14 protein-coding genes are annotated in these 14878 nt (G+C 48.7%); 7 read left to right on the plus strand and 7 right to left on the minus strand.

Annotated elements, in window-relative coordinates; translation table 11 throughout:
• Nucleotides 1-143: 143 nt before the first annotated feature.
• From V7Z69_RS03225 to V7Z69_RS03240, 4 genes are all read left to right on the plus strand, one after another.
• Nucleotides 144-1247 (plus strand): sodium ion-translocating decarboxylase subunit beta, encoded by a 1104-nt coding sequence (locus tag V7Z69_RS03225; RefSeq protein ID WP_041446116.1) that lies wholly within the window; start codon nt 144-146, stop codon nt 1245-1247.
• A gap of 90 nt (nt 1248-1337) precedes the next feature.
• Nucleotides 1338-2168 (plus strand): transketolase, encoded by an 831-nt coding sequence (locus V7Z69_RS03230; RefSeq protein WP_014163613.1) that lies wholly within the window; start codon nt 1338-1340, stop codon nt 2166-2168.
• Nucleotides 2168-3148: a transketolase family protein gene (locus tag V7Z69_RS03235; protein ID WP_334138516.1), complete on the plus strand. Its 981-nt coding sequence runs from the start codon at nt 2168-2170 to the stop codon at nt 3146-3148. Before V7Z69_RS03230 ends, V7Z69_RS03235 begins: the two co-directional genes overlap by 1 nt.
• 3 nt (nt 3149-3151) lie before the next feature.
• On the plus strand, nt 3152-4348 hold the full coding sequence (locus tag V7Z69_RS03240; protein WP_334138518.1) for a pyridoxal phosphate-dependent aminotransferase: 1197 nt from the start codon (nt 3152-3154) through the stop codon (nt 4346-4348).
• Nucleotides 4349-4388: 40 nt separating this feature from the next.
• Here V7Z69_RS03240 and V7Z69_RS03245 read toward each other — a convergent pair whose 3' ends face one another.
• The 7 genes from V7Z69_RS03245 to lysW all read right to left on the minus strand — a co-directional run bounded on the left by V7Z69_RS03245 (nt 4389) and on the right by lysW (nt 10287).
• Nucleotides 4389-4979: a LysE family transporter gene (locus V7Z69_RS03245; RefSeq protein WP_334138522.1), complete on the minus strand. Its 591-nt coding sequence runs from the start codon at nt 4977-4979 to the stop codon at nt 4389-4391.
• A gap of 96 nt (nt 4980-5075) precedes the next feature.
• Complete coding sequence (locus tag V7Z69_RS03250; RefSeq protein WP_014163610.1) at nt 5076-6137, minus strand: M20/M25/M40 family metallo-hydrolase; 1062 nt, start codon at nt 6135-6137, stop codon at nt 5076-5078.
• On the minus strand, nt 6130-7254 hold the full coding sequence (locus V7Z69_RS03255; protein WP_014163609.1) for an aspartate aminotransferase family protein: 1125 nt from the start codon (nt 7252-7254) through the stop codon (nt 6130-6132). Before V7Z69_RS03255 ends, V7Z69_RS03250 begins: the two co-directional genes overlap by 8 nt.
• Nucleotides 7221-8057, minus strand: coding sequence for a [LysW]-aminoadipate kinase (locus V7Z69_RS03260; RefSeq protein WP_334138525.1), 837 nt, complete (start codon nt 8055-8057; stop codon nt 7221-7223). Before V7Z69_RS03260 ends, V7Z69_RS03255 begins: the two co-directional genes overlap by 34 nt.
• 15 nt (nt 8058-8072) lie before the next feature.
• A complete protein-coding gene (argC, locus tag V7Z69_RS03265) occupies nt 8073-9125 on the minus strand; it encodes an N-acetyl-gamma-glutamyl-phosphate reductase (RefSeq protein WP_334138526.1) in 1053 nt (350 codons plus the stop codon).
• 87 nt (nt 9126-9212) lie between these two features.
• Nucleotides 9213-10127, minus strand: a complete 915-nt coding sequence (gene lysX, locus V7Z69_RS03270; RefSeq protein WP_014163606.1) for a lysine biosynthesis protein LysX — start codon at nt 10125-10127, stop codon at nt 9213-9215.
• Entirely contained in the window at nt 10120-10287 is a 168-nt protein-coding gene (lysW, locus tag V7Z69_RS03275; protein WP_014163605.1) for a lysine biosynthesis protein LysW, read from the minus strand. Before lysW ends, lysX begins: the two co-directional genes overlap by 8 nt.
• Nucleotides 10288-10791: 504 nt before the next feature.
• Here lysW and nuoE point away from each other — a divergent pair.
• From nuoE to V7Z69_RS03290, 3 genes are read left to right on the plus strand one after another with little or no spacing between them, the layout of a single operon-like run.
• Nucleotides 10792-11286 carry an NADH-quinone oxidoreductase subunit NuoE gene (gene nuoE, locus V7Z69_RS03280; RefSeq protein ID WP_416376411.1) on the plus strand — a complete coding sequence of 165 codons (495 nt, stop codon included), beginning with the start codon at nt 10792-10794 and terminating at the stop codon, nt 11284-11286.
• 12 nt (nt 11287-11298) lie between these two features.
• On the plus strand, nt 11299-11730 hold the full coding sequence (locus V7Z69_RS03285; protein WP_334138530.1) for a hypothetical protein: 432 nt from the start codon (nt 11299-11301) through the stop codon (nt 11728-11730).
• Complete coding sequence (locus V7Z69_RS03290) at nt 11730-14870, plus strand: FAD-dependent oxidoreductase (RefSeq protein WP_014163602.1); 3141 nt, start codon at nt 11730-11732, stop codon at nt 14868-14870. Before V7Z69_RS03285 ends, V7Z69_RS03290 begins: the two co-directional genes overlap by 1 nt.
• Nucleotides 14871-14878 lie beyond the last annotated feature (8 nt).

The following is a 14878-nucleotide window of genomic DNA, read 5'->3' on the forward strand; positions in this document are numbered from 1 at the left end:
CACCAACACGGCCCAAAGGCCTGGTTCTGTCGGCATCTTTGTGTGCTAGCGAGACCTTCGGCGTGGTGAGTACCATGCAGAGGGTCTTTTTTTGTGGGATCCTCTTGAGATTAGGAGGGATTATTGTGGACTGGTTTTCTGTGATGGCTGCAGGTTTTACTTGGAAGCAGCTTGTAATGATAGGCGTAGGTTTCTTGCTGATGTGGTTCGCCGTGAAGAAAGAGTATGAACCCAACCTGCTTTTGCCTATGGGTTTTGGAACCATACTGGTAAACCTTCCATTATCGTCTGCCATAACACAATTGGTTGATGGAATTCCTCATGAGGGGGCAATAAGTCTTTTGTTCAATTGGGGGATAGCTACGGAAATGTTCCCTCTTTTGATATTCATAGCAGTAGGGGCAATGATAGACTTTACACCCCTTTTAGCTTCACCGGTAATGTTTTTGTTTGGCCTGGCAGCCCAGGCAGGTATTTTCCTCACTCTAGGCATAGCCTTGCTTTTGGGTTTCGACTTCAAGGAGGCGGCTTCCATAGGCATAATAGGAGCTGCAGATGGTCCTACGTCAATCTATGTGGCCAACAGGTTTGCTTCTCATTTGCTCGGCCCCATCTCTGTGGCGGCCTATACCTACATGGCCATAGTCCCCCTGATACAGCCTCCGGTCATAAAGGCCTTGACGACAAGGGCCGAGAGAAAAATCAAAATGAAGTACTGCCACAAGGAGATTTCTTATCGCACGAGAGTTCTTTTTCCCATAGTCGTTACCATAATAGCTGGAATCGTCGCTCCGGCTTCGGTTTCCTTGATAGGGTTTCTCATGTTCGGCAACTTGATAAAAGAATGTGGAGTGCTCGAAAGATTGGCAAAAGCAGCTCAGAACGAGCTGGCCAACCTAGTTACACTCCTTCTTGGTTTTTCCATCGCTGCAACTATGACGGGCGACCTTTTCGTTAGAAAGGAAACTTTGGTTATAATTGGCTTGGGCCTGGTGGCTTTCGTGTTAGATACAGCATCAGGAGTGCTTTTCGCAAAGTTCGTCAATTTGTTCTTGAAGAACAAGATCAATCCCATGGTGGGAGCGGCAGGGATTTCTGCTTTTCCCATGTCGGCTAGGGTTATTCAGAAGTTGGCGAAAGAGGAGGATCCTTCAAATTTCGTATTGATGCACGCGGTGGGCGCCAATGTGGCAGGCCAGATTGGTTCAGTCTTGGCAGGTGGCCTGCTTCTTATGTGGCTTGGATAATTTGCCGTGTTGGATAAAATGTGTTACTTGGTTTTGGTGAGTTTATGGGTTTGAAAGAATAAAACAAATATCTATAAGGGAGGTCAAACAATGGAAGAGAGTAAGAGAAAGCGGCTTCAAGAGCTCGCTCGAACTATTCGCTGCGATATCATAAAAATGCTTGAAGCTGCGGGGTCTGGGCATCCAGGAGGTTCTTTGTCGGCTGTAGAGATAGTTACTGCATTGTATTTCGAGGTAATGAGGCACGATCCTCAAAACCCCCAGTGGCCAGATAGGGACAGGTTAATTCTTTCGAAAGGCCATGCATGTCCAGTGGTCTACGCCGCCCTGGCCGAAGCTGGTTACTTCCCAAAGGAAGAACTGCTCACCTTGAGGAAGTTCGGATCAAGGCTTCAAGGACACCCTGACAGGAAGAAACTTCCTGGTTTGGAAGCATCCACAGGAAGTCTTGGTCAAGGATTGTCCATAGCGGCTGGGATAGCCTTGGGATTCAAGATGGATGGAAAAAGAAACGATGTGTATTGCTTGATGGGAGATGGGGAGCTCAACGAAGGACAGATTTGGGAGGCAGCGATGACGGCATCACACTACAAGCTCGATAACCTGTGTGGAATAGTGGACCATAACTGCCTTCAGATCGACGGTTGGACGTGTGAAGTCAAGAACATGGAACCCCTTGTGGATAAGTGGAAAGCCTTTGGCTGGAACGTCCTGGAAGTTGACGGCCACAATATAGAAGAGGTAGTTGCGGCCTTTAGGCGGTTCAAACACACTCATTTCAAGCCTACTGTGATAATAGCCCATACCATTAAGGGTAAAGGTGTGTCCTTCATGGAGGACAACGCGGCATGGCACGGTAAGGCACCTAACAGAGAGCAGGCAGCCTTGGCGTTGGAAGAGCTCTGCGGGGGGTGTTGCTAATGACTATGAAACTTGCTGAAAACATATATGAAAACGTGGATCAGATCCCCACTAGGTTTGGATATGGTGATGGGCTGCTCAAATTAGGAGAGATGGATGAGCGCGTGGTGGTGTTGGGGGCGGACTTGAGCTCCTCCCTGCGGGTGGATCTGTTTAGGGATGCATATCCTGATAGGTTCATACAGACTGGAATAGCGGAACAGGACATGATGTGTCTTGCAGCGGGACTGTCCCTTGCCGGTAAAATACCCTTTGTAAGCACTTATGGTGTTTTCTGTACTGGCAGGGCATGGGACCAGCTCAGAACTACGGTTGCCTACGGCAATTTGAACGTCAAAGTGGGTTCGGGACATGGAGGGATCTCTGTAGGAGCAGACGGAGCAACTCATCAGGCTTTGGAGGATATAGCCATCACGAGGGTTATTCCAGGCGTTACTGTGATAGTTCCCTGCGACTATCATGAGACAGTGAAAGCAACCATAGCTGCTGCCCAAATAGAAGGACCGGTAGTGATAAGGTTCGGAAGAGAGAAAGTGCCTGTAATAACCACTCCCGAGACCCCCTTCCAGGTAGGTAAAGCTGAGATATACAGGGAAGGCGAGGACGTTACAGTTGTAGCCTGTGGAGTAATGGTTTACGAGGCGCTCATTGCGGCGGAATTACTGGCCCAGGAGGGCATCTCGGCTCAGGTTATAAACTGCCACACAGTTAAGCCCATCGATAAAGAAACGTTGATAAAGGCTGCACAAAAGACCAAAGCGGTGGTGACGGCGGAGGAACACCAAGTCATGGGTGGATTCGGTAGTGCAGTAGCTGAGGTGCTCTCTCAAAACGTGCCCGTGCCCATGCGCTTTGTGGGTGTTCAAGATACTTTTGGACAGTCGGGAGATCCAGATGTTTTGATGAAGGCTTATGGTTTGAAGGCCGAAAATATAGTTCAGGCTGCAAAAGAAGTTATAAAAATAAAAAGAGGTGGATAAAGCATGTCTAGGTATCTGGCTGATAGGATGTCCAAGCTAGGGACAGAAACAGCTTTTGCAGTTGGCGCCGAAGCCGCGGAAATGGCTTCGAAGGGTATCAAGGTTTACCCTTTTCATCTTGGGGACCTCAACATTCCTACGCCTAGGCACATAAGGGAGGCGGCTTTAAAGGCGTTGGAGGATGGCAAAACAGGGTATTGTCCCACTCCTGGTATAGCCCCACTGAGAGAAGCTTTGGCAGAAGACGTAGGTAAAGCCAGGGGGTTGAATTTGGGTGTCGCAAACGTCAGCGTTCAGCCTGGAGGCAAACCTGTGATAGGCAAGTTCATAATGGCTTTTATGAACCCTGGAGATGAAGTGCTTTATCCCAATCCAGGTTTTCCCATTTACGAGTCCATGATACGCTTCCACGGTGGTGTCCCCAAGCCTTATGGCTTTATTGAGGTGGAGGACGGTTTTGCGCTGGATTTTGAGGCGATCGAAAAACAGATAACCCCCAAGACGAAACTCTTGATTTACAATAACTATCACAATCCCACTAGCGCTTCCTCTGATGAAGCGGAAATGCAGCGTCTGGCTGAGCTCTGCTTGAAGCACGACTTGCTGGTGTTGAGCGATGAGGCATACTTCGATATTCTCTATAGCGGAGAGGGCAAGAGCATTGCCAGTATCCCAGGCATGTTCGAACGTACCATTATCCTTTACACTTTCTCCAAGAAGTTTGCCATGACCGGTTGGAGACTAGGGGCAGCCATAGGTCCAGAGGATCTTATAAGCCATATATCGAGGTTCAATGTCAACGATGAGTCTTGTACTGCTCATTTTGTCCAGTGGGCTGGAGTGGCTGCCCTCAAGGGACCCATGGACGAATTTTACTCTATGATGGAGACCTTGAGGGAAAGACGGGACGTAGCTGTGGATCTTTTAAATAGTATGAAGGGTGTAAGGGTCAGCAGGCCCAACAGCACTTTCTATCTTTTCGCCAATGTAACTGAGGCAATGGACAACCTGGGGATGAAGACGGTTGAAGAGTTCCGCAAAAAGATTTTGGACGAAACAGGAGTATCCTTCACGACAAGAAACCACTTTGGTTCCCCTCTGCCGGACGAGAAGCAGTATTACATAAGGCTGGCTTACTCTGGAATAAGCGTAGAAGATATAAGGGAAGGCCTGTCTAAAATGAAGGAGCTTTTGGGGTAAAAAATGCATGAAAGTGGCAAGGCTTGACTCCTTGCCACTTTCATATTAACCCGACCATTGCAAAAGCTACGTAAAGCAGCAACACCCCCATGGTTGCCTTGAAGATCCTTTGATGTCTAGAGAGGAATTTTTGAAAAACTGTTCCCCCCAAAGCCCACAGGGCGTTGGCTGCGACTGCCACGAACGCCAGAGCTAGGGCAGAAGCCGTTATAAAGGGTAAAGATTTCGAGTAAGGAATGATGAAGGAAGATGTCACCGTAAGGGCATAAAGTATGCCCTTTACATTTAAGAACTGCATGGTCGCTCCGGCATAGAAGGAGCAAAGCTTCTCTAAAGAGGGGGTTGCTTCATTCATGTTTGCTGTCATTATCTTGTAAGCCAAAAAGAGGACGTAACCAGCACCTAGCACCTTTAAAAACGGAGATACCAAAGGCAAGGTCCTTTCCAAGAAAATATTCAAATATGAGGCGCATAAAAAGATGGTTGAAAAACCTACGAAAACCCCCAACATGTACCTGGTAGCCGCTTTAAATCCTAAAGTTGCCGCAAACGACATGGCAAGCAGATTGTTGGGGCCAGGTGTGAAGGACACTATTATGACGTATGTCACGAAGGCTAAAATCTTATCCATGCCACAACCATCCAGTTTCTGACATTTAAGTGCTATTATGCATTATTAGATCATAGTATATACATTTTGTCACGTTCAAAATGTTGTGGTCGCGTTTTATTTCATCTCCAAGAATGAATGGATTCCATCTTTGAGTATGTTGATAGCTGTAATATATTCTTTTAAATCTATTTTTTCTCCTTCTGTGTGTTCCAATAAACTATCCCCGGGGCCGTAAACGGCCATGGGGCAACCCCATGGAGCCACAGTGTTGAAATCACTGGTTCCGCTTTTTGCAAGGAGCCTAGGTTTGTAGCCGTTGATCCTTATTGCCCTTCTGAGTGCGACCACCATGGGGTCGTTTTTGTCCACTTGGTGAGGTCTAGCCATATCGACGAAAGAAAAGTCTACATCGAAGTAAGAACAGATGGATTCTATTTGCCTGGCTACGTCATCCAGGAGTTTACATGGCGGAACCCTTACATCCAGAAGAACTTCAGCGGTCCTTCCGTGACTTTCCTCGCCCTTCATGTAGGTCACGCTGCTTGAAATGTTGGCAATAGATTCTCTGTCTTGATTCTGGGTTTTAGGAGAGAGGGTTTCGATTATTTTTGCTACGGTAAGGATCACCTTGGTCATGGGGCCCGAACTCCAAGAGCGGTGAGCTCCTTCATCCCTTGAGCATATCCTGGTGAGGATTCTTCCTCTGTAGGAGGTGGCTATCCCACAGGTTCCCGTTGGTTCTCCAATTATGCACCCTTGTGGAGAGTGAAGATTTAGCCGGAATTTAGCGCCTCGAGAGTCTTCTTCTTCTCCTGTCGCGCCTATCAAGGTTATGGTCCAACCTTCGGGGAGAGTGCAAGAACCTCCCGCAACGGCCATAGCGCATAGTGGGCCTTTGGCGTCTACTGCTCCTCTTCCTATTAAACATCCTTCACTCATGGAAAAGGGAGGGCCCCCAGGTACGGTGTCTATGTGTCCCAATAGTATCAATTCCTTTTCTCCTTCCCCCCTGTGAGCAACCACGTTGCCCATTTCGTCTACGTAGGATTTTTCCCATCCAAAGGCGGGAAGGCTGGCAGAAAGGGCATTGGAAGCATCCTTTTCGTGACCGCTGATGCTAGAGATCTTTACTATGGCTGCCAGTAGTTCTATTGCTTTTTTCTCCAGTTCATGCATGGTTTGCCAGCACCTCCTCCAAGATGGATGTGGCTTCTTCAAAATGCTCTTTTTCTGCCACGAACGGCGGCATGAAGCGCAGGACAGTAGGCCCAGCGGGAAGGGCGAGCAAACCTTTGCTCTGCAGGTCCTTTATTATTGAAGAGGCCTTGCATCTCAACTGCACACCTACAAGGAGCCCTTGGCCTCTTATTTCCTCGATCAAGGGATTTTTTATGGACGATAACAGGAAGCGAAAATATTCGCCCTTTTCCGATGCTTGCTTTGGATATTTTTCTTCTTTCAAAAGCTGTATCGCGGCAAAGGCGACGGAACATACCAAGGGGTTACCACCGGCAGTGGAGCCGTGGCTTTGGGGAACGAAGTCGGAAAGTTCTTTCCTCCATAGAGTTAATCCCACAGGCAGACCGCCTGCTACGCCCTTTGAAAGGCATATTATGTCAGGGTTCAGGCCATAAGTGGAGCTTATGGATATTTCCCCGCACCTGCCAAAACCTGTTTGGATTTCATCGGCGACGAGCAGTGCTTTCGTCTTTCTGCATTGTTCCGATATAGCTTCTCCAAGGGAAGCGTCAAGAGGGTAAACTCCTCCCTCGCCTTGGATTGGCTCTACGAACACAGCTAAAGTATCTTCATCTATTTTAGGAGGTAGATCTTGAGGGGCGTAGTGTTCTACGTTGAATAAGAATGAAGTAAAGTTTGAGCGGTACTTGGGGTTAAAGGTCAAACTCAACGCTCCCAAGGTCCTGCCGTGAAACCCTCTTCTAAGAGCCAATACTTTAGATCTTTTGGGTCTGTTTAAGGCACATATCTTCAGCGCGCTTTCTATTGCCTCAGCGCCGCTGTTGGCCCAATAAATTCTGTAGTCCGGGAGAAAAAAGCTTAAAGCCTCGCAGGCTTTCTTCCTTTCCTCGCTTTCAAAGCCTCCTCCTATGGTCCAGGGCCTTTCGGAAGCGTCCTTAAGCGCCTTCACCAAGGCTGGATGGTTATGTCCGAAAAGGGCAGCACCATGTCCCATGAAAAAGTCCAAGTACCTGTTGCCGTCTTTGTCGTATATCTCTGTTCCACTTCCCCTAGTCAGAGTTAGACCGCGATTTCCGTAGATTTGGCTCTCCAAAGGTGAGTCCCCCCTCCTGATATGGCGTTGGTAATTGGGAGTTCAATTCTGCTGTCAGCGATTACAGCTTCCTGCAGCCCTCCTTCAAGGGCTTCCTTGCATGCCAAGAGTTTCCTTTTCATGTTTCCCTTCGCTGCGTTTTCAGCTACATGCCACTCGTCTAGGGAGATGTCCTTTATTAGTGAGTCTGGATCATCTACATTTTCGAGCAGTCCAGGGGTGTTCGTCAGAAGCACCAAAGTGCGTGCATTGCATGATGCTGCTATGCTACCGGCCAATCGGTCGCCATCGATATTAATGTACCTTGGCACGCTTTCGTCCCTGGCCAGAGGAGGAAAAACAGGCAAAAATCCTCGTTCTATAATGGCATGGATCCCGTCGTTGTCGATTCTGGTTATCTTTCCGCTTCGATTGCCTCTCAGTAATATGGTTCGGTTTCCCTCTAGAGCTCTTATTACATCTTTTACTTTACCGAGGACTAAAGTGCCGTTCATCGGATTGATTGGCACAGTTGGAACCCCCATGGCTCCAAGGAAAGAGCATATTTTGGCAGTCTCTGAAAAGGATGCCTTCTCAAACAAGACCATCTCTCTGTCGGTGACGAATCGGCTTCTGTAGCCTGATGGGCTAACTACATACCTGGGCTCCAATCCCGCTGCGCTGCAAAGGGCATCCATTGCCCCGCTTACACCATGGCATAGCACCCATCTTTCACCTCTTTTGACCCTACTAGCGAGGTCCAAAAGAGTATTGTCGTGATTATTGCCTTTTGCTCCTCCAATTTTTACTACTCCGTCCAACATGGATTATCCCTCCTATTAAGCTGGATAAACGGGCTGCATTTCGAGCCCTTCGGTCTCAGGTATGCCAAGCATTAGGTTTGCCGACTGTACAGCGCTGCCTGCAGCCCCTTTCATTAGGTTGTCGATGGCCGAAACAACCAGACAGTGGGTGTCGTCTTTTAGAGCAAACCCGACTAGAGCCTTATTGCTTCCCCATACGAGCTTGGGGTCCGGGAAGCGAAGGTGTGAAGGCCTTGCTGGACATAGCTCCACGAATGGCTCCACAGAATAAGTAGTTCTATATATTTTCCATAACTCCTTCTCTGAGAGTTTCGTGTTCAACGTCACGTCTGCGCAGGCCTGAACGCCCCTTACCGCTTCCATGGTAGAAAGCCGCATGGAAAGTTTCTCCAGTGGCAGTTCTAGCTCCTGGGAAACTTCTGCAAGGTGACGATGGCTGAAGGGTTCGACGATTCTAGCGGACCGGCTTCGGAAAGGATGATGACTTCCTGTAGAAGGCCTTGCTCCCGCCTCTGAAGACCCAGCCCTTACGTCCAGGTGGACGGACTCTATGAGGCCCGCCCTTGCCAAGGGGAGGATTGCCAATATGGACGCAGTAGCGTTACATCCTACACCCGAGGTGAGGTTCGCCGAGATGATTTTGCCACGGTTAAGCTCTGGCAGGCCGTATGCGGCGCTCTCTAGGAGGTCCGGTCTTGGGTGATCCAAGCCATACCAATGCCTATAGACCTCTGGGTCGTTGAGCCTGAAGTCGGCAGATAGGTCCACGACCTTTAGCCCCGCTTCAAGGAGCTTGGCCACCTCGTTGGCGGACGAGCCGTGGGGGAGTGCTACAAAGGCTATGTCCGCCTCATTTATAGGAGCTTCGTCGTAAGAGACGAAATTCATGCCTTGGAAGTATGACCTGAGATGGGGATGAGTAACCCCGATGGGGGTCCCCCTCTTGCTCTTGGATATCGCTGCTGTTACGGAAATCTGACTGTGCCTGGCCAGTATGCGTAGGAGTTCTCCTCCAGTCATGCCTGCGGCACCTAGTATTACAGCTTTAAATTTTTGATTCTGATGCATTGTCATCTCCCTTTCCTCAGGAAATAAAAAACCCGCAGGTTATCTCCTGCGGGTTGGATTTTTTAAGTTGCCACTTTGACGTGTTAATTAAGATTCTGTATGTTCATCCAACCCGCTTCCTTTATAGGGTGCGCGCTTGTCCTTTTTTATTCCGCATTTGGTGCGCTTTATTTTTATATCCTGGGCATACTGAATGACCTTGGCAGGAATATCGCAGCCGGTTGTTTCTATGGAGTTGCGGAATTCAGCACTGTCGTTTACTTCGTTTACCAAATAGCCCTGCTCGGTGATGAAAATGTCCACAGCCATGAAGTCTGCAGGGATGGCCTCATATACTCGCCTCAAAAGGGCATCCATATCCTGATCTATTGGATAGTTTTCAGCCGATGCACCTCGGGCTGTGTTGGTTATCCAATGAGCGGATCTTCTGCTTATGGCGCATAGAGGTTCTCCACCAAGCACGAAAGCTCTGATGTCGAAACCTGGCTTTTCTACGTACTCTTGGATATAGAACACGTGATGCAATGCTCCCAAGTGTTCCTTGTGTTCTATTATGGACTGGGCTGTTTCTTCGTCTTGCGCTTTGGCTATCAACCTTCCCCAACTGCCGGTTGATGGTTTGAACACTACGGGAAAACCTATTTCTCTTGCTGCAGCCAAGGCTCCTTCAGCGGAGAAGGCGACGCGGTACCTCGGCTGAGGAATGTTGTGCCTAGTGAGAACGGAGCTTGTAGCTATTTTGTCACCACATAAGCTCATTATCCCGGAGGGGTTTATGGTTCTTAATCCATAACTCTCCAGCATCCTCGCAATGGCAAGGTTTTGGAAGTGGCTGATGCACCTACATATAAATATATCCTCCTCGTTGTAATCCATGGGTAGAGAAAGGTCTCTTATGTTTTCCAGCGAGTACGGGACCCCCAACCTTTCTGCCCTCTCTGCCAAGAGCTTTTCCTCGGTCCTGAGTCTCGTGAACAGGATCCTTACGCGTCCGTTATTCACCCCAATCTTCCTCCACTTCTGGAGCTTCTGCCAATTCCAGCGGCTCCACGGAGAGTACCTCCAATTCGGTGCCACAATCAGGACAGCAGACTATTTCTCCCACTATGATGTTCTCATCCAACAAGATGTTTCCGTCGCAAATTACACAATTTCCTTGCATGTTCATCTCCTCCTTTTGCTTGTAGGTCAAAATAAAAATAGGCCCGTCCCCTAAGGGACGAGCCTATTTGTTAGCCCGCGGTACCACCCTAATTGAATGCCTGTGGCATTCCTCTCTGGGACCTTTGACGGAGTCCACCCGGGCGACGTACTCCAGGGATGATATCCCCTTTCCGTCCCAGCTCCATGGGTTTTGGGCTTTCGCACGGATCCGAGTTCCCTCTCAGCCGATGAGGAACTCTCTCTGTGGAATCCTGGTGTGCTAAAGCGCCCCACTTCATCGCCTTTGCGTTATTTGGTTCATACCACTCGTTTGATTGACCTAAAGTTTATTCAAGTTTTTGGGGTTTGTCAATAGGGCGAGGAGCTTTTTGCAAAAAATATTTTACTAGATTGTACTTATATCCCTGCGGCCCACGACCACTAAAACAATTTGCAAAATTTTAAAAATATGATACTAATAAAGTATCCATATAAAAGGATAAAGTTTGCAAGTTTTATGGAGGTGGTCCCGTTGAAAACAGAAATCGAAGCGGAAGATAAGATTTCTGACCTGAAGCCCCTTAAAAAAATCGTCAAAATGGGTCAAAGAGAAGGTTGGGGACTGATCAAGATCCTTCAGCAAGTACAGGTGGAGTATGGCTATTTGCCCAAGGATTTATTGAAAAGAACTGCAGAAATGCTCAAGCTGCCTTATGGAAAGGTCTTTGGTGTAGCCACATTTTATGCTCAGTTTCACTTGACGCCCAGGGGGAGACACATAATACAGCAGTGCGACGGGACGGCGTGTCATGTGAAAGGGGGAGTTAGGGTAGGTAGGTTCTTGCGTGAAGAGTTGGGGATAGGACCTGGAGAGACCACAGAGGATCTTAAATTTACTTACGAAGTTGTTTACTGCCTTGGCTCTTGTGGTCTAGCCCCAGTGGCCATGGTGGATGGAAGGGTGTACGGAGAGCTTTCGGTGGATAAGATGAAAAAAATTTTGGAAAACCTCGAATAAGAGGTGATGAGAATGGTTTGTAGACTAAAAACCCCCATGGATTTGAATAAATTGTTTCACAAGGCCCGAAAGGCAATCATCATCAGAGAGGAAAGCCCCCTAAAGGTGAAAGTTTTTGCTAACTCTGAGAGGGATTTCGAACAGGCCAGACGTATAGCCCGGGTTTTCATAGATCAAATGGAGAGAAAAGAGATAGCCATAAGAGTGAGCTTGGGGATTTGGGATGGGCCTGAAGAGCTTCAGCCAGTGGTGGAGGTAACGATGCCCCCATTGGGTGTTACAAGGTACGGAAGAGTTACAGAGAATTTAGCCAAGGAAATTATTAGAAAGCATATCATGGGTAAAAAGGTGATGTGGGAGCATTTGATAAGTCAGGACATGGCGCCAACTCTGTCTAAAGCAGACAGAAGATATGCGAATTGCCTGCCAAAGGGGAGATCGTGATGGCCCAGAGACTGTACAGATCCCATGTACTGTGTTGTAGAGGAACTAGCTGCACTTCTGGTGGTTCAAGTGAGATATTGGAGGCCATGCAACAAGAGGTACAGAAGCACAACCTTCAGGATGAGGTGCTGGTGACCTTTTCAGGGTGCCACGGGTTGTGTTCCATAGGTCCCATAATGGTTATCTATCCGGAGGACATATTATACTGCCACGTTAAGAGGGATGATGTGCCAGAGATAGTGGAAAAGACGCTGAAAAAGGGGACAGTGATAGAAAGGCTTTTGTTCAATGACCCTGCCTCTGGAGAGCTTATCCCTGAATATCATAGCATTCCTTTTTATCGTAACCAGCAAAGGATAATCCTCAGAAACTGCGGAGTTATAAATCCAGAATGTATAGAGGAGTATATAGGTAGAGGAGGCTACCAGGGGTTAACCAAGGCTTTATTTGAGATGGATCCGGAGAGTGTAATAGAGGAGATAAAACGCTCAGGACTAAGGGGAAGAGGTGGTGGGGGCTTCCCAACAGGCCTCAAGTGGCAGTTTGCCAGGAACGCTCCTGGGAACCCAAAGTATGTCATCTGCAACGCCGATGAAGGAGATCCAGGAGCATTCATGGACAGAAGCATCCTTGAAGGGGATCCCCACTCGGTGCTGGAGGGAATGATAATAGCAGGATACGCCATAGGAGCCCAAAAGGGTTTCATATACTGCAGGGCCGAGTACCCCTTGGCCATCAAGAGGTTGAACATTGCTATAGAGCAAGGAAAAAGGATGGGATGCTTGGGCAAGAATATATTGGGGTCTGACTTCAGCTTCGATATAGAAGTAAAAGAGGGAGCTGGAGCCTTCGTGTGTGGAGAGGAGACGGCATTGATAGCCTCCATAGAGGGTAAAAGAGGAGAACCCCGACCAAGACCTCCATTTCCTGCAGAGAGAGGACTTTGGGGTAAGCCCACGAACATCAACAACGTTAAAAGCTACGCGGCGGTAGCCCAGATAATCCAAAAAGGCGCAGAGTGGTTTTCTAGCATTGGAACTAAAGATAGCCCAGGCACGGCAGTCTTTGCCTTGACAGGGAAGGTGAAGAACACAGGATTGCTTGAGATCCCAATGGGTACTACTTTGGGGGAGATAGTTTTCGACATAGGTGGAGGTATCAACAAGGATCGTAAATTCAAAGCAGTTCAGACTGGTGGCCCTTTGGGGGGGTGTCTGTCCAGCGAATTTTTGAACCTTCCAGTGGATTTTGATTCTCTCGTCTCCGCCGGGGCTTTAATGGGTTCTGGAGGAATGATAGTTGTAGATGAGACGACATGTATGGTTGAGTTGGCACGGTTTTTCCTTCAGTTTTCTGTGGCAGAATCTTGCGGGCAGTGCACGCCGTGCCGGGTAGGAGGCAAAAAACTCCTGGAGATCCTCGAAAGGATTACCCGAGGGGAAGGCAAAATGGAAGATCTGGTAATGATCGAGGATATATCCAGGACCATGAAGGAGGGTTCTTTATGTGCCCTTGGACAGGGTACTCCAAATCCCGTTTTGGCCACCCTGAGATTTTTCCGTGATGAGTACGAAGCTCATATCGTCGATAAAAGGTGTCCAGCTGGTGTGTGTTCCAAGCTATCGGCTTCGCCCTGCCAAAGCGCCTGCCCGGCGGAGGTCAAGGTCCCCATTTATATTTCAAAAATAGCGGAGGGCAAATACGATGAAGCAGCTCGCATTCATAGACAGTCCAATCCTTTCGTTTCCGTCTGCGGTAGGGTGTGTCCTGCTTTTTGTGAGGACAAATGTCGCAGGGGGGAGCTGGACGAACCCGTGGCGATAAGAGACCTGAAGAGGTTCATGGCTGACCACTCAACAGGCAGATGGGTCCCAGAACAGCTGGAAGAGGACAAAAAAGAGAAGGTGGCCATCGTAGGTGGAGGGCCAGGAGGGCTTACTGCTGCGTTGAGGCTTGCACAGCTCGGATATAAGTCTACGATTTTCGAAGCTTTGCCCGTTTTGGGAGGAATGATGAGGATAGGCATACCTTCCTACCGTCTACCCAGAGAGGTGCTGGATAAGGAGATCGAATCCATCCTAAGCACAGGAAAGGTCGAGGTCAAAACTAAAGTTGCCTTTGGAAAGGACGTTTCAATAAAGGATTTGATGAAGGACCACCAAGCGGTTTTGCTGTCCATAGGAGCCCAGGGGTGCTACAAACCCAACATTCCAGGGAAGGACCTTTTGGGTGTAACCACAGGCATGGAGTTGCTTAAGGCCATGAACCTTGGTGAGGACATGTCCTTCGTAAAGGGAAAGAAAGTGGTGGTCATAGGCGGAGGTAATGTCGCCATGGACGCTTCCCGATCACTGCTTCGCCTTGGAGCTGAAGAGGTTCATCTTGTGTATAGAAGAGAAAGGAAGGATATGCCTGCGCTGGAGGAGGAAATAATGGCGGCCGAGGAAGAAGGCGTCTCCATCAGTATGGGTACCCGGCGGTGGAGGGGAAGGCGCAGCGTTTTGGAGGAAGAAAAGGTTAAGTTTCATTGCTTGACCATGCCCGTCGAGTTCGTTGGTAGTGGTGGAAAGATCGTGGGGGTTAAGTGTGTTCGCCTTGCCCTTACAGATAAGGATGGAAGGGCAAGGTTCGATTCCTCTGCCAGGAAAAGACCCTTCCCCATTGAAGGAAGCCATTTCTTACTGGAAGCTGACATGGTGGTGTGTGCCATAGGTCAGAAAGTAGAGTGGGAGCTTTTGTCAAAAGAGGGTATAGCTACCAATAAGGATGGAACCATAAAGGTAGATCCAAGAACTTATATGACATCCCTTGAAGGGGTTTTTGCCGTTGGCGATGCTGTTTCAGGCCCCGCCAGCGTGGTGCAGGCAGTAGGCCAAGCAAATAAAGCAGCAAGGGCCATTCACAGGTTCTTGAGAGGGCTGCCTTTACACGAAGTGCCCACACCTCCAGAGCGGCCGGAGCCGATGAAGTATGAAATGAGTGAAGAGGACGGCAATAGGCCAAGGATGAGAGCATCCATAGTTTCGCCTGAGGCCCGAGTGCAGGACTTCAGGGAGGTGGAGCTAGGCTTTCCTAATGAACAAGTGGCAATCCTGGAAGCAAGGCGATGTCTGCGCTGCGACCTTGAGGAGGCCGAATGAGGGGGGAT

The sequence above is a fragment of the Thermovirga lienii genome (assembly GCF_036847465.1).
GTDB lineage: Bacteria > Synergistota > Synergistia > Synergistales > Thermovirgaceae > Thermovirga > Thermovirga lienii.